Below are 21,765 nucleotides of genomic sequence, written 5' to 3' on the forward strand. Positions count from 1 at the left end.
ATTCGATGAAAAGAAGCGGGGTGACGTATCCATACGGCATTCCGCTTTTTTACAACCTGCGATCGCCCTTTCAGGCTTTATTTACGGGAGGTCTTCTTGACTAAGCCAGCCATACTCGCCCTTGCCGATGGCAGCATCTTTCGCGGCGAAGCCATTGGAGCCGACGGGCAAACCGTTGGAGAGGTGGTGTTCAACACCGCCATGACCGGCTATCAGGAAATCCTTACCGATCCTTCCTATGCCCAGCAAATCGTCACCCTGACCTACCCCCACATCGGCAACACCGGCACCACCCCGGAAGATGCCGAGTCCGATCGCGTCTGGGCCGCAGGCCTGGTGATCCGCGACCTGCCATTGGTGGCCAGCAACTGGCGTAACACCATGGCGCTGGACGACTACCTGAAAGCCAACAACGTGGTTGCCATCGCCGGCATCGACACCCGCCGCCTGACCCGCATCCTGCGAGAGAAAGGCGCGCAGAACGGCTGCATCATGGCCGGTGACGACATCAGCGAAGAGGCCGCCATCGCCGCCGCGCGCGCCTTCCCCGGCCTCAAGGGCATGGACCTGGCCAAGGAAGTCAGCACCAAGGACACCTACCAGTGGCGCTCCAGTGTCTGGGAGCTGAAATCCGACAGCCACCCCGATGTGCCCAACAGCGAGCTGCCTTACCATGTGGTCGCCTACGACTACGGCGTCAAGGTCAACATCCTGCGCATGCTGGTCGAGCGCGGCTGCCACCTCACCGTGGTGCCTGCGCAAACCCCGGCCGCCGATGTGCTGGCGCTCAACCCCGATGGCGTCTTCCTGTCCAACGGCCCTGGCGATCCAGAGCCCTGCGACTACGCTATCCAGGCGATCAAGGAAGTGCTGCAGACCGAGATTCCGGTCTTCGGCATCTGCCTCGGCCACCAGTTGCTGGCCCTGGCTGCCGGCGCCAAGACCGTCAAGATGGGGCATGGTCACCACGGTGCCAACCACCCGGTGCAGGATGTCGACAGCGGTGTGGTGATGATCACCAGCCAGAACCACGGCTTCGCGGTAGATGAAGCGACGTTGCCGAGCAATGTCCGCGCGATCCACAAATCGCTGTTCGACGGCACCCTGCAGGGTATCGAGCTGACCGACAAGGCCGCGTTCAGCTTCCAGGGCCACCCTGAAGCCAGCCCTGGTCCGAACGACGTCTCGCCGCTGTTCGACCGCTTCATCGAATCGATGGCCAAGCGCCGCTGATCACTGTCGGACCCGTGTGTAACGCGCGCCCCGGCCGGCCCCGTCGAAGACGGACAGGCCGCCAGGGCGCCGCCCAATAAAGTTCAGGCGGGCAGCCGGCTGAACTGCGCAATTGAGTGAGAACCATGCCAAAACGTACAGACTTGAAAAGCATCCTGATTCTTGGCGCCGGACCGATCGTCATCGGCCAGGCCTGCGAATTCGACTACTCCGGCGCCCAGGCCTGCAAGGCCCTGCGCGAAGAGGGTTACCGCGTCATTCTGGTCAACTCCAACCCGGCCACCATCATGACCGACCCGGACATGGCCGACGCCACCTACATCGAACCGATCAAGTGGCAGACCGTGGCCAAGATCATCGAGAAAGAGCGTCCCGACGCCGTGTTGCCGACCATGGGTGGCCAGACTGCCCTGAACTGCGCCCTGGACCTGGAGCGCGAAGGCGTTCTGGCCAAGTTCGGCGTGGAAATGATCGGTGCCAATGCCGACACCATCGACAAGGCCGAAGACCGTTCGCGTTTCGACAAGGCCATGAAGTCCATCGGCCTGGCCTGCCCGCGCTCGGGTATCGCCCACAGCATGGAAGAAGCCAATGCGGTGCTGGAGAAGCTCGGCTTCCCGTGCATCATTCGTCCTTCGTTCACCATGGGCGGTACCGGCGGCGGCATCGCCTACAACCGTGAAGAGTTCGAAGAGATCTGCGCCCGTGGCCTGGACCTGTCGCCGACCAAGGAACTGCTGATCGACGAATCGCTGATCGGTTGGAAAGAGTACGAGATGGAAGTGGTCCGCGACAAAAAGGACAACTGCATCATCGTCTGTTCCATCGAGAACTTCGACCCGATGGGCGTGCACACCGGTGACTCGATCACCGTCGCACCGGCGCAGACCCTGACCGACAAGGAATACCAGATCCTGCGCAACGCCTCGCTGGCAGTGCTGCGCGAGATCGGCGTGGAAACCGGCGGCTCCAACGTGCAGTTCGGTATCTGCCCGGACACCGGCCGCATGGTCGTGATCGAGATGAACCCGCGCGTGTCGCGTTCCTCGGCACTGGCTTCCAAGGCCACCGGCTTCCCGATCGCCAAGGTCGCGGCCAAGCTGGCCGTCGGCTACACCCTCGACGAACTGCAGAACGACATCACCGGCGGCAAGACCCCGGCGTCGTTCGAACCGTCCATCGACTACGTCGTCACCAAGCTGCCACGCTTCGCCTTCGAGAAATTCCCGAAAGCGGACGCGCGCCTGACCACCCAGATGAAATCCGTGGGTGAAGTCATGGCCATCGGCCGGACCTTCCAGGAATCCCTGCAGAAAGCCCTGCGCGGCCTGGAAGTGGGCGTCAGTGGCCTGGACCCGAAAGTCGACCTGAGCAGCCCCGAAGCCAATGGCATCCTCAAGCGCGAACTGACCGTGCCGGGCGCCGAGCGCATCTGGTACGTCGCCGATGCCATGCGCGCCGGCATGAGCGTGGACGACATTTTCGCCCTGACCATGATCGACCGTTGGTTCCTGGTGCAGATGGAAGACCTGATCAAGGAAGAAGAGAAGGTCAAGACCCTGGGTCTGGCCGATATCGACAAGGCCTTGATGTTCCGCCTCAAACGCAAGGGTTTCTCCGATCAGCGTCTGGCCAAGCTGCTGGGCATCACTGACAAGAATCTGCGTCGTCATCGCCACAAGCTGGATGTGTTCCCTGTCTACAAGCGCGTCGACACCTGCGCCGCCGAGTTCGCCACCGACACCGCCTACCTGTACTCCACGTACGAGGAAGAGTGCGAGGCCAACCCGACCGACCGCGACAAGATCATGATCCTGGGCGGTGGCCCGAACCGTATCGGCCAAGGCATCGAGTTCGACTACTGCTGCGTTCACGCGGCCCTGGCCCTGCGCGCCGACGGGTACGAGACCATCATGGTCAACTGCAACCCGGAAACCGTGTCCACCGACTACGACACCTCCGATCGCCTGTACTTCGAGCCATTGACGCTCGAAGACGTGCTGGAAATCGTGCGCGTCGAGAAGCCCAAGGGCGTCATCGTCCAGTACGGCGGCCAGACCCCGCTGAAACTGGCCCGCGCCCTGGAAGAAGCCGGCGTGCCGATCATCGGCACCAGCCCTGATTCCATCGACCGCGCCGAAGACCGCGAGCGTTTCCAGCAGATGGTCCAGCGCCTGAACCTGCTGCAGCCGCCGAACGCGACCGTGCGCAGCGAAGAAGAAGCCATTCGCGCCGCTGGCGTGATCGGCTACCCGCTGGTCGTGCGCCCGTCGTACGTACTGGGCGGCCGCGCCATGGAGATCGTCTACGAACTCGACGAGCTCAAGCGCTACCTGCGTGAAGCCGTACAGGTGTCCAACGACAGCCCGGTACTGCTCGACCACTTCCTCAACTGCGCCATCGAGATGGACGTGGATGCGGTGTGCGACGGCACCGACGTGGTCATCGGCGCGATCATGCAGCACATCGAGCAGGCCGGTGTTCACTCCGGTGACTCGGCCTGCTCGCTGCCGCCGTACTCGCTGCCGGCCCACGTCCAGGACGAAGTGCGCGAGCAGGTCAAGAAGATGGCCCTGGAACTGGGTGTCATCGGCTTGATGAACGTGCAGCTGGCGCTGCAGGGCGACAAGATCTACGTGATCGAAGTCAACCCGCGTGCCTCGCGTACCGTACCGTTCGTGTCCAAGTGCATCGGCACCTCGCTGGCGATGATTGCCGCGCGCGTCATGGCCGGCAAGACCCTGAAGGAAATCGGCTTCACCAAGGAAATCATTCCCAACTTCTACAGCGTCAAGGAAGCGGTGTTCCCGTTCGCCAAGTTCCCTGGCGTCGACCCGATCCTTGGCCCGGAAATGAAATCCACGGGTGAAGTGATGGGTGTCGGCGACACCTTCGGCGAAGCCTTCGCCAAGGCGCAGATGGGCGCCAGCGAAGTGCTGCCGACCGGCGGCACGGCCTTCATCAGCGTGCGTGACGACGACAAGCCGCTGGTGGCTGGCGTGGCCCGCGACCTGATCGCACTGGGCTTCGAAGTGGTCGCCACCGCAGGCACCGCACGCGTCATCGAAGCAGCCGGTTTGAAGGTACGTCGCGTCAACAAGGTGACCGAAGGTCGCCCGCACGTGGTCGACATGATCAAGAACGACGAAGTCACCTTGATCATCAACACCACCGAAGGCCGTCAGTCGATCGCCGATTCTTACTCGATCCGTCGCAACGCCTTGCAGCACAAGATCTACTGCACCACGACCATTGCCGCTGGCGAAGCGATCTGTGAAGCGCTCAAGTTCGGTCCTGAAAAGACCGTGCGCCGTTTGCAGGATCTCCACGCAGGACTCAACGCATGATCAAGTACCCAATGACCGTCCAAGGCCATCGTGCCCTGGAGGAAGAACACGAAAAACTCAGCAAGGTCGAGCGTCCGCGCCTGAGCCAGGCCATCGGTGAGGCGCGCGAGCTGGGCGACCTCAAGGAAAACGCCGAATACCATGCGGCCCGCGAAGAGCAGGGCATGGTCGAGGCGCGTATCCGTGACATCGAGGGGCGTTTGCAGAACGCCGTGGTAATCGACGTCACCACGATTCCGAAAACCGGCAAGGTGATTTTCGGCACGACCGTGGAAATCGCCAATGTCGAAACCGACGAGCGCGTGAAGTACAAGATCGTCGGTGAGGACGAAGCCGATATCAAGGGTGGCAAGCTGTCCCATGGCTCGCCCATCGCACGTGCCCTCATCGCCAAGGAAGAAGGCGACGTGGTCACGGTGAAAACCCCCGGCGGCGTGATCGAGTACGAGATCGTCGAAGTCGCCCACGTTTGATCGACTGCCGTGGCGGCGCGTGAGCGCCGCCATCTGGCAGCTGTGGTGCTACCAGCTGTTGGGCGTTAGCCTGGTGTTGGTAGGGCAGCCGGGCCCCTCGGCGGCGCGCAGGGCGCGACCTCGAGGGTCGGCCCGGGCATCAGCGAAAGCGATGCACGTTCGACAGTTGCTTGTTCACTTGCGGGTTCTTGCGGTAAACCAGGGCCATCTTGCCGATGACCTGGACCAGATCGGCACGGCCGACCTTGCACAATTCGGCAACGGCTTGCAGGCGCTGTTCGCGGTCGAGGATGTTGAGTTTGATCTTGATCAGCTCGTGATCGCTCAAGGCGCGTTCGAATTCTGCTAAAACACCTTCAGTCAAACCATTGTCGGCAACCATCAAAACCGGCTTCAGATGGTGACCAATCGATTTGTACTGTTTCTTCTGCTCTTGAGTGAGCGGCATAATCTGACCCTTCATCTGATCTTGTAAAAAGCGGCGGCCAGTTTACCCGAGCGCCCTCGGCTCCGCCCAGTTAATCACGACCCGTTATTCGAGGTGCCCCGTGGCCCGTTCCAAGACAAGCCTCAATTGGCTGAAAGAACACTTCAACGATCCCTACGTCAAGATGGCGCAGAAAGACGGGTATCGTTCGCGTGCAAGCTACAAGCTGCTGGAAATACAGGAGCGCGACCGCCTGATCCGCCCCGGCATGAGTGTCATCGACCTGGGCGCCGCGCCTGGTGGATGGTCCCAGGTGACCAGTCGTCTGATTGGTGGCCAGGGTCGACTCATCGCGTCCGATATCCTGGAAATGGACAGCATCCCCGATGTCACCTTCATTCAGGGCGACTTCACCGAGGATGCAGTGCTCGCGCAGATCCTCGAGGCCGTCGGTAATTCGCAGGTCGACCTTGTGATTTCCGATATGGCCCCCAATATGAGTGGACTGGCCGCAGTCGACATGCCCCGTGCGATGTTCCTCTGCGAGCTGGCGCTCGACCTGGCCAGCCGGGTTCTGCGTCCGGGCGGTGATTTCCTGATCAAGGTCTTCCAGGGTGAAGGCTTCGACGTGTATCACAAGACCGTTCGGCAGTTGTTCGACAAGGTGCAGATGCGCAAGCCTTCCTCGTCCCGTGACCGCTCACGCGAGCAGTACTTGCTGGGCCGTGGTTTCAAGGGCGCGGAAAAGCCGGACCACGAGGTCTGAGGCTGTCGATAGCTTTTATTAAATGGCGCGGCATGCTGAGCATAAACGAAGATTACGCAGTCAAAGTTTCACAAAAGGTTACAGACGCCGCCTGCGGAGCCGTAGGCAATGTAGTAAGTTTGGCCGGTGAACATCATGCGAAGCACGCCTGCGCGGGTTGCGGGTAGCAGGCTTCAGAGGGTAGCGAATTGAACGATATGGCAAAGAATCTGATCCTGTGGTTGATCATCGCCGCCGTCCTGGTGACGGTCATGAACAACTTCTCCAGCCCCAATGAGCCGCAGACCCTCAACTATTCCGACTTCATCCAGCAGGTGAAGGACGGCAAGGTCGAGCGCGTTGCCGTGGATGGCTATGTCATCACCGGCAAGCGTACCGATGGCGATGCCTTCAAGACCATCCGGCCCGCCATTCAGGACAACGGCCTGATCGGCGACCTGGTGGACAACAAGGTCGTGGTCGAGGGCAAGCAGCCTGAACAGCAAAGCATCTGGACCCAGCTTCTGGTGGCCAGCTTCCCGATCCTGGTGATCATCGCGGTGTTCATGTTCTTCATGCGCCAGATGCAGGGCGGGGCGGGTGGCAAGGGCGGCCCGATGAGCTTCGGCAAGAGCAAGGCGCGCCTGCTCTCCGAAGACCAGGTCAAGACCACCCTGGCCGACGTGGCCGGTTGCGACGAAGCGAAGGAGGAAGTCGGCGAGCTGGTCGAGTTCCTGCGCGATCCAGGCAAGTTCCAGCGCCTGGGCGGTCGCATTCCCCGCGGCGTGCTGATGGTCGGCCCGCCCGGTACGGGTAAGACGCTGCTGGCCAAGGCCATTGCCGGCGAAGCCAAGGTACCGTTCTTCACCATTTCCGGTTCGGACTTCGTCGAGATGTTCGTCGGTGTCGGTGCCAGCCGTGTACGTGACATGTTCGAACAGGCGAAGAAGCACGCGCCTTGCATCATCTTCATCGACGAAATCGATGCCGTGGGTCGCCATCGTGGCGGCGGCATGGGCGGTGGTCACGACGAGCGCGAGCAGACGCTCAACCAGTTGCTGGTCGAAATGGACGGCTTCGAAATGAATGACGGCATCATCGTCATTGCCGCGACCAACCGTCCGGACGTGCTCGACGCTGCGCTGCTGCGCCCTGGCCGTTTCGACCGTCAGGTCGTGGTGGGCCTGCCGGATATCCGCGGTCGCGAGCAGATCCTCAAGGTTCACATGAAGAAAGCGCCCTTGGGCGACGACGTGAACCCTGCGGTCATCGCTCGCGGTACACCGGGTTTCTCCGGTGCCGATCTGGCCAACCTGGTCAACGAAGCGTCTCTGTTCGCTGCCCGCAATGGCAAGCGCCTTGTCGAGATGAAGGAATTCGAGCTCGCCAAGGACAAGATCATGATGGGCGCCGAGCGCAAAAACATGGTCATGTCCGAGAAAGAGAAGCAGAACACGGCTTACCATGAAGCGGGCCATGCCATCGTCGGTCGCGTCGTGCCCGAGCACGACCCGGTCTACAAGGTCTCGATCATTCCGCGCGGTCGCGCGCTGGGTGTGACCATGTTCCTGCCCGAAGAAGATCGCTACAGCCTCTCCAAGCGCGCACTGATCAGTCAGATCTGCTCGCTGTACGGTGGTCGTATCGCCGAAGAGATGACACTGGGCTTCGATGGCGTTACGACCGGTGCGTCCAACGACATCATGCGCGCCAGCCAGATCGCTCGAAACATGGTCACCAAGTGGGGCCTGTCCGAGAAGCTCGGGCCGTTGCTCTACGCGGAAGACGAAGACCAGGGTTACCTGGGTCGTGGCGGCGGCGGTGGTGCGGCAGCAGTGTCGGGCGAAACTGCCAAGGTGATCGACTCCGAAGTGCGCAGTATCATTGACCAGTGCTACGGCACGGCCAGGCAGATCCTCACGGACAACCGTGACAAGCTGGATGCAATGGCGGACGCGCTGATGAAGTACGAGACGATCGATGCCGATCAGATCGACGACATCATGGCAGGCCGCACACCGCGTGAGCCTCGCGATTGGTCCGGCGGTGGGTCGGGTTCGTCGGGCACGACCATCGCCCCGGATCCACGTCCTGAAACACCCATCGGTGGGCCAGCGGCCGAGGTCTGATACAGACGCCTCAACGCTCGATACCTAAGGTTTGACATGACCCCTTCGCAATACCCCACTCGGTTGCCTTGCGGCAACCGAGTTCTCGATCTGGCCCAGACGCATGTCATGGGCATTCTCAATATCACTCCCGACTCTTTTTCCGACGGTGGCCGCTTTAACCAGCGCGATCTGGCTTTGCGCCATGCGCAGGCGATGGTCGATGCCGGCGCAACCCTGATCGACATCGGTGGCGAATCGACACGCCCCGGCGCTCGCGCGGTGTCTGCGGTGGAAGAGCTTGAGCGTGTCGCCCCTTTGGTAGAGGCGATCAACCGCGAGCTGGATGTAATCATTTCGGTGGATACCTCCACGCCGGCAGTCATGCGCGAAAGTGCACGGCTCGGCGCCGGTTTGATCAACGACGTGCGCGCGTTGCGCCGCGACGGCGCATTGGACGCTGCTGCGGCCACCGGCCTTCCGGTGTGTCTGATGCACATGGTGGGCGAGCCTGGCACCATGCAGGACCATCCCCACTACGACGACCTGCTGGGCGAGGTGGCGGGCTTTCTGTCCGAACGCATGCACGCCTGTGCTTCGGTCGGCATCCCTGCAGAGCGTATACTGCTCGACCCAGGCTTCGGGTTCGCCAAGTCGCATGCGCACAACCTCAGCCTGTTCAAGCATATGCAGGCGCTGCATGCGCTTGGGCGGCCCTTGCTGGTAGGTGTTTCGCGCAAGAGCATGGTCGGGTTGGCCCTGAACAAGCCAGTGGCCGAGCGCCTCAATGGCAGCTTGGCCCTGGCGGCCTTGGCGATGACCAAGGGTGCGAAGATCTTGCGCGTCCACGATGTGGCCGAAACGATTGATGTCGTTCGGATGATCGCCGCCGTTGAAGCGGCCGAATAAGAATTACGGAGTACTTATGAGCAGGAAATATTTTGGCACCGACGGCATTCGTGGTCGTGTCGGCGAGTACCCCATTACCCCTGATTTCATGCTCAAGCTGGGCTGGGCGGCCGGTATGGCGTTCCGCAAGATGGGCGCGTGCCGCGTGCTGGTCGGCAAGGACACGCGGATCTCTGGCTACATGTTCGAATCGGCGCTGGAGGCCGGCCTGTCCGCGGCCGGCGCCGACGTCCTGTTGCTCGGCCCGATGCCCACGCCCGCCATTGCCTACCTGACGCGTACGTTCCATGCCGAAGCCGGGATCGTCATCAGTGCATCGCACAATCCGCACGATGACAACGGCATCAAGTTCTTCTCCGGCCAGGGCACCAAGCTGCCCGACGAAGTCGAGTCGATGATCGAAGAGCTCATGGATGCGCCGATGACGGTGGCCGAGTCCAGCAAGCTGGGCAAGGTTTCGCGCATCAACGACGCCGCTGGCCGCTACATCGAGTTCTGCAAGAGCAGCGTGCCCACCACCACCGACTTCGCCGGCCTCAAGCTGGTGATCGATTGTGCCCATGGCGCCACCTACAAGGTCGCACCCAATGTCTTTCGCGAGCTGGGTGCGCAGGTCACCGTGCTGTCTGCCGCGCCCGATGGCCTGAACATCAACGACAACTGCGGCTCGACCCACATGGAAGCGTTGCAGGCTGCCGTGCTGATAGGCCATGCCGACCTGGGCATTGCCTTCGACGGGGACGGTGACCGCGTATTGATGGTCGACCATACGGGCGCCATCGTCGATGGCGACGACTTGCTGTTCATCATCGCCCGCGATCTCCACGAGCGTGGCAAGCTGCACGGCGGCGTGGTCGGTACCCTGATGAGCAACCTGGGCCTGGAACTGGCCTTCCAGGACCTGTCCATCCCGTTCGTTCGCGCCAGCGTCGGCGACCGCTACGTGATGGCCGAGCTCAAGGAGCGTGACTGGCAATTGGGTGGCGAGAATTCGGGCCACATCGTCTGCTGCCATCACACCACCACGGGCGATGCGATCATCGCTGCGCTGCAGGTGCTGCTGGCCCTCAAGCGCCGTGACGAAACCCTTGCACACGCCCGTCAGGGGCTGCGCAAGTGTCCTCAGGTATTGGTCAACGTGCGCTTTGCCGGCGGCGACGTCAATCCGGTCGAGCACCCCTCGGTCAAGGAAGCCTGCGCGCGGGTGACCGAGGCCATGGGTGGTCGCGGGCGCGTGCTGTTGCGCAAGTCCGGAACCGAGCCGCTGGTGCGGGTAATGGTCGAAGGCGACGACGAAAAAGTCGTGCGTGGCTACGCCGATGAGCTTGCCAGGCTGGTGAGTGAAGTTTGCGCCTGAATACGGCTTGCCAGTGAACGTTGCGTTGGGTAACATCTGCGCCCACTTTGATCGACGAGGTACAGCATGCGTCGCCCCATGGTAGCTGGTAACTGGAAAATGCACGGTACCCGCGCCAGCGTCGCCGAGCTGATCAAGGGTCTGTCCGAACAGTCCTTGTCCGACTCTGTCGAGGTTGCGGTGTTCCCGCCCCTGTTGTTCGTCGACCGTGTGGTCGAGGGTCTGCAGGGCAGCCATATCGCTGTCGGTGCGCAGAACTGCGCGGTTCAGGCCGAGCAAGGTGCATTGACCGGCGAAACCGCCTCGAGCCAATTGGTCGATGCCGGTTGTTCGCTGGTTCTGATCGGTCACTCCGAGCGTCGCCAGGTCATCGGCGAAGGCGAGCAGCAACTGATCGAGAAATTCCGCGCCGCGCAAGCGGCCGGCCTGACGCCAGTGCTTTGCATGGGGGAAACCCTTGAAGAGCGCGAAGCCGGTCAGACTTTGGAAATTGTAGGTCGTCAGCTGGGCAGCGTCATTGCAGCCTTGGGTATCGAAGCTTTCACCCATGCGGTGATTGCCTACGAGCCGGTCTGGGCCATTGGCACCGGGCTGACTGCCACGCCGCAACAGGCTCAGGATGTGCACGCCGCCATCCGCGCTCAGTTGACGGCAGAAGATGCCAAGGTCGCACAAGCTGTGCGGCTGTTGTACGGCGGTAGCGTCAAAGCGGCCAATGCGGCCGAACTGTTCGGCATGCCGGATATCGATGGGGGCCTCATTGGTGGTGCTTCCCTGAATGCAGATGATTTCGGTGCGATCTGTCGCGCCGCGGGAAACTGAGAAAATGCTGGAAACAGTCGTAGTCGTTCTTCATCTGTTGGGTGCACTGAGCGTTGTCGCTCTGGTTTTGCTGCAACAGGGTAAAGGTGCGGACGCTGGCGCGTCATTCGGGGCAGGTGCATCAAATACTGTCTTCGGAAGCCAAGGTTCCTCTACCTTTCTTAGTAAGTTTACTGCTATACTTGCCGCCTGTTTCTTCATAACCAGCTTGGGTTTAGGTTACTTTGCTAAAGAGAAAGCTCAACAGCTGACTCAAGTAGGTTTGCCAGATCCAGCGGTCATCGAAGCACCTAGGCAGAAGCCGGCAGCAGATGATGTTCCGGTGCTCCAAGAGCAAAAGACCGACGTAGCTCCTGCTACCGACGTTCCTCAGGCTCAAGGGCAAAAGTGATACTCGCAAGAGTGTCAGGGTTACAAAAGCGGTAAGGGTTTCACACGTTGTATTGCCGAGGTGGTGGAATTGGTAGACACGCAACCTTGAGGTGGTTGTGCCCATAGGGTGTAGGGGTTCGAGTCCCCTTCTCGGTACCAATTATCAGGAGAGCCCGCTGTTGCGGGCTTTCTTGTCGGTGGAAGCTTGGATTGACCCAAAACGGGTTCGGTCGTATACTTTCGCCCCAGCTTTGTCGCGGGATGGAGCAGTCTGGTAGCTCGTCGGGCTCATAACCCGAAGGTCGTTGGTTCAAATCCAGCTCCCGCAACCAGTTTTAGCAAAGCCCCTTTTCAAAGGGGCTTTTTGTTAGCTGGACAGTTCTTAGCGCCGGTATTCAACGGCGTATCCGGGATGGGCGCTTCGCCCATTTTTTATTTGCACAGCATGCACGAGGGGGTTCAGGTGTCGAGCAAGCTAGAACAGTTGCAGGCCTTGTTGGCCCCGGTGGTCGTGGCCCTTGGCTATGAATGCTGGGGTATTGAGTTTTCGGCTCAAGGCCGCCATTCACTTTTGCGTGTCTATATTGATAAAGAGGGCGGAGTGCTGGTGGACGATTGCGCCATTGTCAGCCGCCAGCTCAGTGGTGTACTGGACGTTGAAGATCCAATCACCGTCGAATACACCCTTGAAGTTTCTTCTCCAGGCATGGAACGCCCGCTGTTCAACATCGAACAGTTTGCCGCGTACGCCGGAGCACAAGTAAAGATAAAGCTGCGCGCCCCTTTCGAAGGACGACGCAACTTTCAGGGCCTTCTCCATGGTGTGGAGGACCAGGATGTCGTGATTCGAGTAGACGAACACGAATTCCTGCTGCCGATCGATTCGATCGACAAGGCCAATATCATTCCCAGTTTTGACTGAGACGTGCCAGATACTGCGGGTCCCGCGGATCCAATGGCTTGCGAAAGGCGAGGCGTACGATGAGCAAAGAAGTACTGCTGGTTGTTGAGTCGGTATCCAATGAAAAGGGTGTACCGGCAGGCGTAATATTCGAAGCGCTGGAGATTGCTCTGGCGACCGCGACCAAGAAACGCTTCGAAGACGAAGTGGATCTTCGTGTGGAAATCAATCGCCACACCGGCTCCTACGAAACCTTCCGTCGCTGGACGGTCGTCGAAGAAGACGACCTGGACGATCCGGCCATCGAAACCTGGCCGAGCAAGGTTGTACTGACACACCCCGAAGCCAAGGTGGGTGATGTCATCGAAGAGAAGATCGACTCCATCGAGTTCGGTCGCATCGCTGCCCAGACCGCCAAGCAGGTGATCGTGCAGAAAGTTCGCGAGGCCGAGCGCGCCCAGGTGGTGGATGCTTACCGTGAACGACTGGGCGAGATCATCTCTGGCACGGTCAAGAAGGTGACCCGCGACAACGTCATCGTCGATCTGGGCAACAACGCCGAGGCCTTGCTGGCTCGGGAAGATATCATTTCGCGCGAAACCTTCCGTGTCGGTGTGCGCCTGCGCGCGCTGCTCAAGGAAATTCGTACCGAAAACCGGGGTCCTCAACTGATCCTTTCGCGTACCGCGCCGGAAATGCTCATCGAGCTTTTCCGCATCGAGGTGCCGGAAATCGCTGAAGGCCTCATTGAAGTCATGGCCGCATCCCGTGATCCGGGTTCGCGCGCCAAGATCGCCGTTCGCTCCAAGGACAAGCGCATCGACCCGCAAGGTGCCTGTATCGGCATGCGCGGTTCGCGTGTGCAGGCTGTGTCCGGCGAGTTGGGCGGCGAGCGCGTCGACATCGTCCTCTGGGACGATAACCCGGCACAGTTCGTCATCAATGCCATGTCCCCGGCGGAAGTCGCGGCCATCATCGTCGACGAAGACGCCCATGCCATGGACATCGCCGTGGGTGCCGACAACCTGGCCCAGGCAATTGGCCGTGGCGGGCAGAACGTGCGTCTGGCCAGCCAGTTGACTGGCTGGACACTGAACGTGATGACCGAGTCGGACATTCAGGCCAAGCAGCAAGCGGAAACCGGTGACATCCTGCGCAACTTCATCGACGAGCTGGAAGTCGATGAAGAGCTGGCCCAGGTACTGGTCGACGAAGGCTTCACAAGCCTGGAAGAAATTGCCTACGTACCGTTGGAAGAGATGCTCAACATCGACGGCTTTGACGAAGACATCGTCAACGAGCTTCGCGCTCGGGCCAAGGATCGTTTGTTGACCAAAGCCATCGCTACAGAGGAAAAGCTGGCAGACGCCCATCCGGCCGAAGACCTGCTCTCGCTTGAGGGTATGGACAAGGATTTGGCGATGGAACTGGCGGTGCGCGGCGTAGTTACCCGCGAAGACCTGGCCGAGCAGTCGATTGACGACCTGCTCGACATCGACGGCATTGACCAAGATCGTGCCGGCAAGTTGATCATGGCCGCCCGAGCCCATTGGTTCGAGTAATTGGCGCGGCCTGAGGAGAGAAGTGCATGACGCAAGTCACGGTGAAAGAATTGGCCCAAGAGGTCGCCGCACCGGTAGAGCGCCTGCTTCAGCAGATGCGTGAGGCAGGTCTGCCGCACACCGACGCCGGACAAGTTGTGACCGACAATGAGAAGCAGGCTCTGCTGGCTCATTTGAAAAGCAGCCACAAGGCGAAAGCGGAAGAACCGCGCAAGATTACCTTGCAGCGCAAGACCCAAAGCACCCTGCGTGTGGCCGGTAGCAAGAGCATCAGCGTAGAAGTACGCAAGAAGAAGGTATTCGTTCAGCGCAGCCCGGAAGAGATCCAGGCCGAGCAGAAGCGCGAGCTCGACGAGCGTCGCGCAGCGAATGATGCTGCCCGCCAGAAGGTCGAGCAGGACACGCGTTCGCGTACCGACGAAGAAACGCGCAAGCAGCCTGGCAGCACCGCTCAGGCCGACGCCCCTGCCGCCGCAACCCACGCTCCTTCGGCGCCAAGCGTCGATGTGGCTGCGGTCGCCCCGGCACCTGCACCGGCTCCCGAGCGCAAGAAGGAAGAGCCTCGTCGTCCCGACAAGCCGCGCAACGACGACCGTCGCAGCGGCAGTGGCAACAGTGATGGCGAGCGCAAGAACCAGCCTCACCGTGCCACCGTCAAGGAAAAGGCTCCGACGCCGCGTGCGGCACCGCGTACCACCGACGAAGAGAGCGATGGCTTCCGTCGTGGCGGTCGTGGCAAGGGCAAGCTGAAGAAGCGCAACGCTCACGGTTTCCAGAGCCCCACCGGCCCGCTGGTGCGTGACGTGAAAATTGGCGAGACCATCTCTGTTGGCGATCTGGCCGCACAGATGTCGGTCAAGGCTGCCGAGATCATCAAGTTCATGTTCAAGCTGGGCACGCCAGCCACCATCAACCAGGTGCTGGATCAGGAAACTGCCCAGCTGGTTGCCGAGGAGCTGGGTCACAAGGTGACCCTGGTCAGCGACACCGCCCTGGAAGATTCCCTGGCCGAATCGCTGAAGTTCGAGGGTGAGGCGTTCGCTCGTGCACCGGTCGTGACCGTCATGGGCCACGTCGACCACGGCAAGACTTCGCTGCTCGACTACATTCGTCGTGCCAAGGTTGCTGCAGGCGAAGCCGGCGGTATCACCCAGCACATCGGTGCCTACCACGTCGAAACCGAACGCGGCATGGTCACCTTCCTCGACACCCCGGGCCACGCCGCGTTTACCGCGATGCGTGCCCGTGGTGCCAAGGCGACGGACATCGTGATCCTGGTGGTCGCGGCGGACGACGGCGTGATGCCGCAAACCATCGAAGCCGTTCAGCATGCGAAAGCCGCTGGCGTGCCGCTGGTGGTTGCAGTGAACAAGATCGACAAGCCGGGCGCCGACCTGGACCGTATCCGCAGCGAGCTGTCGGTTCACGGTGTGACTTCGGAAGAGTGGGGCGGCGACACCCCGTTCGTACCGGTTTCGGCCAAGCAGGGTACCGGCGTCGACGAATTGCTCGAAGCCGTGTTGCTGCAGGCTGAAGTACTGGAACTGACCGCAACGCCATCGGCTCCTGGCCGTGGTGTGGTCGTCGAATCGCGCCTGGACAAGGGCCGTGGCCCGGTGGCCACCGTGCTGGTTCAGGACGGTACGCTGCGTCAGGGCGACATGGTGCTGGTCGGTTCGAACTACGGCCGTGTACGTGCCATGCTCGACGAGAACGGCAAGCCGATCAAGGAAGCCGGTCCGGCCATTCCGGTCGAGATCCTGGGCCTTGATGGTACCCCGGATGCCGGCGACGAGATGAGCGTGGTTGCCGACGAGAAGAAAGCCCGTGAAGTGGCTCTGTTCCGTCAAGGCAAGTTCCGCGAAGTCAAGCTGGCCCGTGCTCACGCCGGCAAGCTGGAAAACATCTTCGAAAACATGGGTCAGGAAGAGAAGAAGACGCTCAACATCGTCCTCAAATCCGACGTCCGTGGATCGCTGGAAGCGTTGCAGGGTGCCTTGAATGGCCTGGGCAACGACGAAGTGCAAGTGCGTGTGGTCGGTGGCGGCGTCGGTGGTATCACCGAATCCGATGCCAACCTGGCGCTGGCCTCGACAGCGGTACTGTTCGGCTTCAACGTGCGGGCCGATGCCGGCGCGCGCAAGATCGTCGAGCAGGAAGGTCTGGATATGCGTTACTACAACGTGATCTACGACATCATCGAAGACGTCAAGAAAGCCCTGACCGGTATGCTGGGCAGCGATGTTCGCGAGAACATCCTGGGTATCGCCGAAGTGCGTGACGTGTTCCGTTCGCCGAAGTTCGGTGCAATCGCCGGCTGCATGGTCATCGAGGGTGTGGTCTTCCGCAACCGTCCGATCCGTGTACTGCGCGAAGACATCGTGATCTTCGAAGGCGAGCTGGAATCGCTGCGTCGCTTCAAGGACGATGCGTCCGAAGTGCGTGCCGGCATGGAATGCGGTATCGGCGTCAAGAGCTACAACGACGTCAAGGTCGGTGACAAGATCGAAGTCTTCGAGAAAGTCCAAGTGGCTCGTACTCTCTAAGCTGCGACCTCCAGGAACCTGTCCGGCCAGCGCCGGGCCGGTTCTAAACGCAACGCCCGATCCGGCCCAGCCTGATCGGGCGTTTGCCGCTCTAGTTACAGGTAATGAAACATGGCAAAAGAATACAGCCGTACCCAGCGTATCGGCGATCAGATGCAGCGCGAGCTGGCGCAACTGATCCGTCGCGAGGTCAAGGATCCACGCGTTGGCCTGGTCACCATCACAGCGGTCGAAGTGAGCCGCGATGTCGGTCATGCCAAGATCTTCATCACCGTCATGGGCCAGGACAGCGCTGCCGACATCGCCCAGAGCATCAAGGTGTTGAACTCGGCCGCCGGTTTCCTGCGCATGCAGTTGGCCAAGGAAATGAAGCTGCGCAGCGTGCCGCAGTTGCACTTCCACTACGACGAAAGCGTGAGCCGTGGCGCTCATCTGTCGGCGTTGATCGAGCGTGCCGTGGCCGAGGACAGCCAGCATCACGCGGACGAGTCGGCCAAAGAGACCAAGGAGTAATCCCGGTGGCTCAGGTCAAGCGTATCCGTCGCAATGTCAGTGGCATCATCCTGCTGGACAAGCCACTGGGGTTCACTTCCAACGCCGCGCTGCAGAAAGTGCGCTGGCTGCTCAATGCCGAGAAGGCCGGTCATACCGGCAGTCTCGATCCCTTGGCCACCGGTGTGCTGCCGCTGTGTTTCGGCGAGGCGACCAAGTTTTCCCAGTACCTGCTCGAATCCGACAAAGGCTACGAGACCCTGGCGCAACTGGGCAAGACCACGACCACGGCCGATGCCGAGGGCGAGGTTCTGCAGACCCGCGAGGTGACCGTCGGTCACTCCGACATCGAGGCGGTATTGCCTCGTTTCCGTGGCCAGATCAGCCAGATACCGCCGATGTACTCGGCGCTCAAGCGCGATGGGCAGCCACTGTACAAGCTGGCGCGTGCCGGTGAAGTAGTGGAGCGCGAGCCGCGTTCTGTTACTATTGCGCGGCTGCAATTGCTTGGCTGCGAGCAGACCACTGCAAGGTTCGCCGTGGACTGCAGCAAAGGCACCTACATTCGGACCCTGGTCGAAGACATCGGCGAGGCGTTGGGGTGTGGTGCGTACGTTGCAGAACTGCGTCGCACGCAAGCGGGCCCGTTCAGCCTGGCGCAGACGGTCACGCTCGAAGAGCTCGAAGCCGTGCATGCCGAAGGCGGCAACGAGGCAGTGGACAGGTTCCTGCTGCCATCGGACAGCGGCCTGCAGGATTGGCCGCTGCTGCAGTTTTCGGAGCACAGCGCGTTCTACTGGCTCCACGGCCAGCCGGTGAGGGCTCCCGAAGCCCCCAAGTTCGGCATGGTGCGGGTGCAGGATCACAATGGTCGCTTCATCGGAATCGGTGAAGTGAGCGAAGACGGGCGCATTGCGCCACGTCGCTTGATTCGGTCGGAATGACCGATCCCGGTCGTCACGGTATTCGTGGCGGCTGGTCGAGGACGGCTGTCAACAGGCACGGTCGCGCCTCTTCTCATGAAAACAGGGTTTTGCCCTGGCCTGTTGGACACTGCATGCAGTGCCCTTGATAGTGGAGATGCCTCATGGCTCTTAGCGTTGAAGACAAAGCTCAAATCGTTGCCGACTACCAGCAAGCCGTTGGTGATACCGGTTCGCCAGAAGTGCAGGTTGCACTGCTGACGCACAACATCAACAAGCTGCAGGGTCACTTCAAGGCCAACGGCAAGGACCACCACTCGCGTCGTGGCCTGATCCGTATGGTCAACCAGCGCCGCAAGCTGCTGGATTACCTGAAGGGCAAGGACGTCACCCGTTACAGCGCCCTGATCGGTCGTCTGGGTCTGCGTCGCTAATAGCGGCTCGACACGCGGTGACAAGCGTGGTTTGCCATGTTCGCAGGCCTGGGCTCAAGCCCGGGCCTGCGAGGGCGCCACGCGCAATCCTGAGGTTGGTTGTCTGTCGTACCCCAGCGGGTTTTCCGCGGGGGCGGGCAGGTTTCCAGCCTCAAGTTGTATCTGGACGGTCAACGGGGCCGATTCCCCGCTCTGCCCAAGAATTTCGCAAGAAACCAGTTCCCCCAAGAGCCAACAGAAGGTAGGAAACCGTGAACCCGGTAATCAAGACGTTTCAATTCGGTCAATCGACCGTAACCCTCGAAACGGGCCGTATTGCCCGTCAAGCCTCGGGCGCCGTGCTGGTCACCGTCGATAACGACGTGACCGTACTGGTCACCGTGGTAGGTGCCAAGCAAGCCGATCCAGGCAAAGGCTTTTTCCCGTTGTCTGTGCACTACCAGGAAAAGACCTACGCTGCCGGCAAGATTCCCGGTGGTTTCTTCAAGCGTGAAGGTCGTCCTTCCGAGAAAGAAACCCTGACCTCGCGTTTGATCGATCGCCCGATCCGCCCGCTGTTCCCAGAAGGCTTCATGAACGAGGTGCAGGTCGTCTGCACCGTCGTTTCCACCAGCAAGAAAACCGATCCGGACATCGCTGCGATGATCGGTACCTCGGCGGCCCTGGCCATTTCCGGCATTCCGTTCGACGGCCCGATCGGCGCTGCGCGCGTGGCTTTCCACGAGAGCACTGGCTACCTGCTGAACCCGACTTACGAGCAGCAGCAGGCTTCGAGCCTGGACATGGTCGTGGCCGGTACCAAAGACGCCGTGCTGATGGTTGAATCGGAAGCCAAAGAGCTGACCGAAGACCAGATGCTGGGCGCCGTGCTGTTCGCCCACGATGAGTTTCAATCGGTCATCAAGGCCGTCGGCGAGCTGGCTGCAGAAGCCGCCAAGCCCACCTGGAGCTGGACTCCGAAAGCCTGGAACACCGAGCTGCTGGGCGCAATCCGTGGCGAATTCGGCGATGCTGTTTCCCAGGCTTACACCATTACCGTCAAGGCCGATCGCTACGCCAAGCTGGGCGAGTTGCGTGACCAAGTGATCGCCAAGTTCTCCGGCGAAGAAGGCAAGCCGACCGCAGCCGAAGTGAAGGAAATCTTCGGCGAGATCGAATACCGCACCGTTCGCGAAAACATCGTCAACGGCAAGCCACGTATCGACGGTCGCGACACCAAGACCGTGCGCCCGCTGAACATCGAAGTCGGTGTTCTGCCGAAAACCCACGGTTCGGCCCTGTTCACCCGCGGTGAAACCCAGGCGCTGGTCGTGGCGACTCTGGGCACTGCCCGCGACGCTCAGTTGCTGGACACCCTGGAAGGCGAGAAGAAAGACCCCTTCATGCTGCACTACAACTTCCCTCCGTTCTCGGTGGGCGAGTGTGGTCGCATGGGCGGCGCGGGTCGTCGTGAAATCGGCCACGGCCGTCTGGCCCGTCGTTCGGTACAGGCCATGCTGCCAGCCGCCGACGTGTTCCCGTACACCATCCGCGTGGTATCGGAAATCACCGAGTCGAACGGTTCGAGCTCCATGGCTTCGGTCTGCGGTGCTTCCCTGGCACTGATGGACGCCGGTGTGCCGATGAAGGCGCCGGTTGCCGGTATCGCCATGGGCCTGGTCAAGGAAGGCGACAAGTTCGCCATCCTCACCGACATCCTCGGTGACGAAGACCACCTGGGCGATATGGACTTCAAGGTAGCCGGTACCGCCAAGGGCGTTACCGCGCTGCAGATGGACATCAAGATCAACGGTATCACCGAAGAGATCATGGAAATCGCCTTGGGCCAGGCGCTGGAAGCGCGCCTGAACATCCTCGGTCAGATGAACCAGATCATCGGCACTTCGCGTACCGAGCTGTCGGAAAACGCGCCGACCATGATCGCGATGAAGATCGACACCGACAAGATCCGCGACGTGATCGGCAAGGGTGGCGCCACCATCCGCGCCATCTGTGAGGAAACCAAGGCTTCGATCGACATCGAAGACGACGGCTCGATCAAGATCTTCGGCGAATCCAAGGAAGCAGCTGAAGCAGCGCGTCAGCGCGTTCTGGGTATCACCGCAGAAGCCGAGATCGGCAAGATCTACGTGGGCAAGGTCGAGCGCATCGTCGACTTCGGTGCTTTCGTCAACATCCTGCCAGGCAAGGACGGTCTGGTTCACATCTCGATGCTCAGCGATGCGCGCGTCGAGAAAGTGACCGACATCCTCAAGGAAGGCGAAGAAGTGGAAGTACTGGTACTGGACGTGGACAACCGCGGCCGTATCAAGCTGTCCATCAAGGACGTTGCTGCTGCAAAGGCTTCGGGCGCCTAAACTCGCCGGCTTGAGAAAAAGAGTCCTTCGGGGCTCTTTTTTTTCGACTAGAGTTTGCTCAGTAGCCTACGTTTTGTTCAAAGTGCCCAGACCGAGGCGCTCGAAAATATCAGGGAACTTTTGTGAACTTGCAACTTGCACGCAAAATTACCCGCAGGCGTGCAACTTGCACGAAAGACGTCTTTTGTCAGAATTTCAAGTCGTTGATAATAAAGGATTTTATCGATGTTGACCGGTTGGCACGAGGTCTGCAATATCCTTGTCACCTGCCACCAAGACATTAAATGGTGCAGACCTTTCAAAAAACAGGAGTGACTCGTATGAAGAAGTTCGCTATTGCTGCCGCTGCTGCTACCGCGCTGACCTTGACCATGGCCAACGCTGCTTTCGCTCAACAGTCCACCCAGGCTCCAATGGTTGTTGCTGCTAGTGACATGACTAAAGCCAAAGAAGCAACCTCCGACACTTGGATCACCACCAAGGTCAAATCCGATCTGGTCACCGAGAAAGGCATTCCAGGCACCGACATCAAGGTAGAAACCAACAAAGGCGTGGTATCCCTGTCGTCGACCGTTGCTGTGACCGATGCTCAGAAAGCTACTGCCGTGCGTATCACCAAGGCAATCAAAGGCGTGGTAGCAGTTTCCGCCGATGGCCTGAAAGCCGAGTAAGTTTCATGCGAAGGCCACAGGGATGTGGCCACTGAGAGCCCCGGCGCCATGCGCCGGGGCTTTTTTTATGGGCGTTTTTCATGCGC

The 21,765-nt window shown here is 60.6% G+C and carries 18 protein-coding genes and 2 tRNA genes; 19 read left to right on the forward strand and 1 reads right to left on the reverse strand.

Annotated features, from left to right (window positions below):
- The first annotated feature begins 96 nt into the window (after positions 1-96).
- The 3 genes from carA to greA all read left to right on the forward strand — a co-directional run bounded on the left by carA (position 97) and on the right by greA (position 5,053).
- On the forward strand, positions 97-1,233 hold the full coding sequence (carA, locus tag ONG87_RS03085) for a glutamine-hydrolyzing carbamoyl-phosphate synthase small subunit (protein WP_122714822.1): 1,137 nt from the start codon (positions 97-99) through the stop codon (positions 1,231-1,233).
- Between the two features lie 125 nt (positions 1,234-1,358).
- Positions 1,359-4,580 (forward strand): carbamoyl-phosphate synthase large subunit, encoded by a 3,222-nt coding sequence (gene carB / locus ONG87_RS03090; protein WP_122714823.1) that lies wholly within the window; start codon positions 1,359-1,361, stop codon positions 4,578-4,580.
- The gene (gene greA, locus ONG87_RS03095) at positions 4,577-5,053 is read left to right on the forward strand and encodes a transcription elongation factor GreA (RefSeq protein WP_122480192.1); all 477 of its coding nucleotides are present in this window, start codon (positions 4,577-4,579) and stop codon (positions 5,051-5,053) included. The genes carB and greA overlap by 4 nt, the downstream gene beginning before the upstream one ends.
- A gap of 139 nt (positions 5,054-5,192) precedes the next feature.
- Here greA and ONG87_RS03100 read toward each other — a convergent pair whose 3' ends face one another.
- Positions 5,193-5,501 carry a YhbY family RNA-binding protein gene (locus ONG87_RS03100; RefSeq protein ID WP_049858703.1) on the reverse strand — a complete coding sequence of 103 codons (309 nt, stop codon included), beginning with the start codon at positions 5,499-5,501 and terminating at the stop codon, positions 5,193-5,195.
- Positions 5,502-5,601: 100 nt separating this feature from the next.
- Between ONG87_RS03100 and rlmE the strand changes: the two genes are divergently transcribed.
- From rlmE to ONG87_RS03180, 16 genes are all read left to right on the forward strand, one after another.
- The gene (rlmE, locus tag ONG87_RS03105; protein ID WP_264382209.1) at positions 5,602-6,246 is read left to right on the forward strand and encodes a 23S rRNA (uridine(2552)-2'-O)-methyltransferase RlmE; all 645 of its coding nucleotides are present in this window, start codon (positions 5,602-5,604) and stop codon (positions 6,244-6,246) included.
- Positions 6,247-6,443: 197 nt separating this feature from the next.
- A complete protein-coding gene (ftsH, locus tag ONG87_RS03110) occupies positions 6,444-8,354 on the forward strand; it encodes an ATP-dependent zinc metalloprotease FtsH (protein WP_185795388.1) in 1,911 nt (636 codons plus the stop codon).
- 36 nt (positions 8,355-8,390) lie between these two features.
- Positions 8,391-9,242: a dihydropteroate synthase gene (gene folP / locus ONG87_RS03115; RefSeq protein WP_122480189.1), complete on the forward strand. Its 852-nt coding sequence runs from the start codon at positions 8,391-8,393 to the stop codon at positions 9,240-9,242.
- A 16-nt stretch (positions 9,243-9,258) separates the two neighbouring features.
- A complete protein-coding gene (glmM, locus tag ONG87_RS03120) occupies positions 9,259-10,599 on the forward strand; it encodes a phosphoglucosamine mutase (protein WP_122480188.1) in 1,341 nt (446 codons plus the stop codon).
- Positions 10,600-10,665: 66 nt separating this feature from the next.
- Positions 10,666-11,421 (forward strand): triose-phosphate isomerase, encoded by a 756-nt coding sequence (gene tpiA, locus ONG87_RS03125; RefSeq protein ID WP_192056400.1) that lies wholly within the window; start codon positions 10,666-10,668, stop codon positions 11,419-11,421.
- A 4-nt stretch (positions 11,422-11,425) separates the two neighbouring features.
- A complete protein-coding gene (gene secG / locus ONG87_RS03130; protein WP_122480186.1) occupies positions 11,426-11,812 on the forward strand; it encodes a preprotein translocase subunit SecG in 387 nt (128 codons plus the stop codon).
- 54 nt (positions 11,813-11,866) lie between these two features.
- A tRNA-Leu gene (locus ONG87_RS03135) sits at positions 11,867-11,952 on the forward strand.
- 96 nt (positions 11,953-12,048) lie between these two features.
- A tRNA-Met gene (locus ONG87_RS03140) sits at positions 12,049-12,125 on the forward strand.
- Positions 12,126-12,256: 131 nt separating this feature from the next.
- Complete coding sequence (gene rimP / locus ONG87_RS03145; protein ID WP_163007671.1) at positions 12,257-12,715, forward strand: ribosome maturation factor RimP; 459 nt, start codon at positions 12,257-12,259, stop codon at positions 12,713-12,715.
- A 59-nt stretch (positions 12,716-12,774) separates the two neighbouring features.
- Positions 12,775-14,256, forward strand: a complete 1,482-nt coding sequence (nusA, locus tag ONG87_RS03150) for a transcription termination factor NusA (RefSeq protein WP_122480184.1) — start codon at positions 12,775-12,777, stop codon at positions 14,254-14,256.
- A 26-nt stretch (positions 14,257-14,282) separates the two neighbouring features.
- Entirely contained in the window at positions 14,283-16,802 is a 2,520-nt protein-coding gene (gene infB / locus ONG87_RS03155; protein WP_264382210.1) for a translation initiation factor IF-2, read from the forward strand.
- 111 nt (positions 16,803-16,913) lie between these two features.
- Positions 16,914-17,315: a 30S ribosome-binding factor RbfA gene (gene rbfA, locus ONG87_RS03160; protein WP_122480182.1), complete on the forward strand. Its 402-nt coding sequence runs from the start codon at positions 16,914-16,916 to the stop codon at positions 17,313-17,315.
- A gap of 5 nt (positions 17,316-17,320) precedes the next feature.
- Positions 17,321-18,238 (forward strand): tRNA pseudouridine(55) synthase TruB, encoded by a 918-nt coding sequence (gene truB / locus ONG87_RS03165; RefSeq protein ID WP_122480181.1) that lies wholly within the window; start codon positions 17,321-17,323, stop codon positions 18,236-18,238.
- A 143-nt stretch (positions 18,239-18,381) separates the two neighbouring features.
- Positions 18,382-18,651 carry a 30S ribosomal protein S15 gene (gene rpsO / locus ONG87_RS03170; protein ID WP_043190760.1) on the forward strand — a complete coding sequence of 90 codons (270 nt, stop codon included), beginning with the start codon at positions 18,382-18,384 and terminating at the stop codon, positions 18,649-18,651.
- 251 nt (positions 18,652-18,902) lie between these two features.
- Positions 18,903-21,008: a polyribonucleotide nucleotidyltransferase gene (gene pnp / locus ONG87_RS03175; RefSeq protein WP_122480180.1), complete on the forward strand. Its 2,106-nt coding sequence runs from the start codon at positions 18,903-18,905 to the stop codon at positions 21,006-21,008.
- A gap of 320 nt (positions 21,009-21,328) precedes the next feature.
- Positions 21,329-21,679, forward strand: a complete 351-nt coding sequence (locus ONG87_RS03180) for a BON domain-containing protein (RefSeq protein ID WP_192104420.1) — start codon at positions 21,329-21,331, stop codon at positions 21,677-21,679.
- Positions 21,680-21,765: the final 86 nt, after the last annotated feature.

It is taken from the genome of Pseudomonas sp. MM227 (genome assembly GCF_947090715.1).
Lineage (GTDB): Bacteria > Pseudomonadota > Gammaproteobacteria > Pseudomonadales > Pseudomonadaceae > Aquipseudomonas > Aquipseudomonas baltica.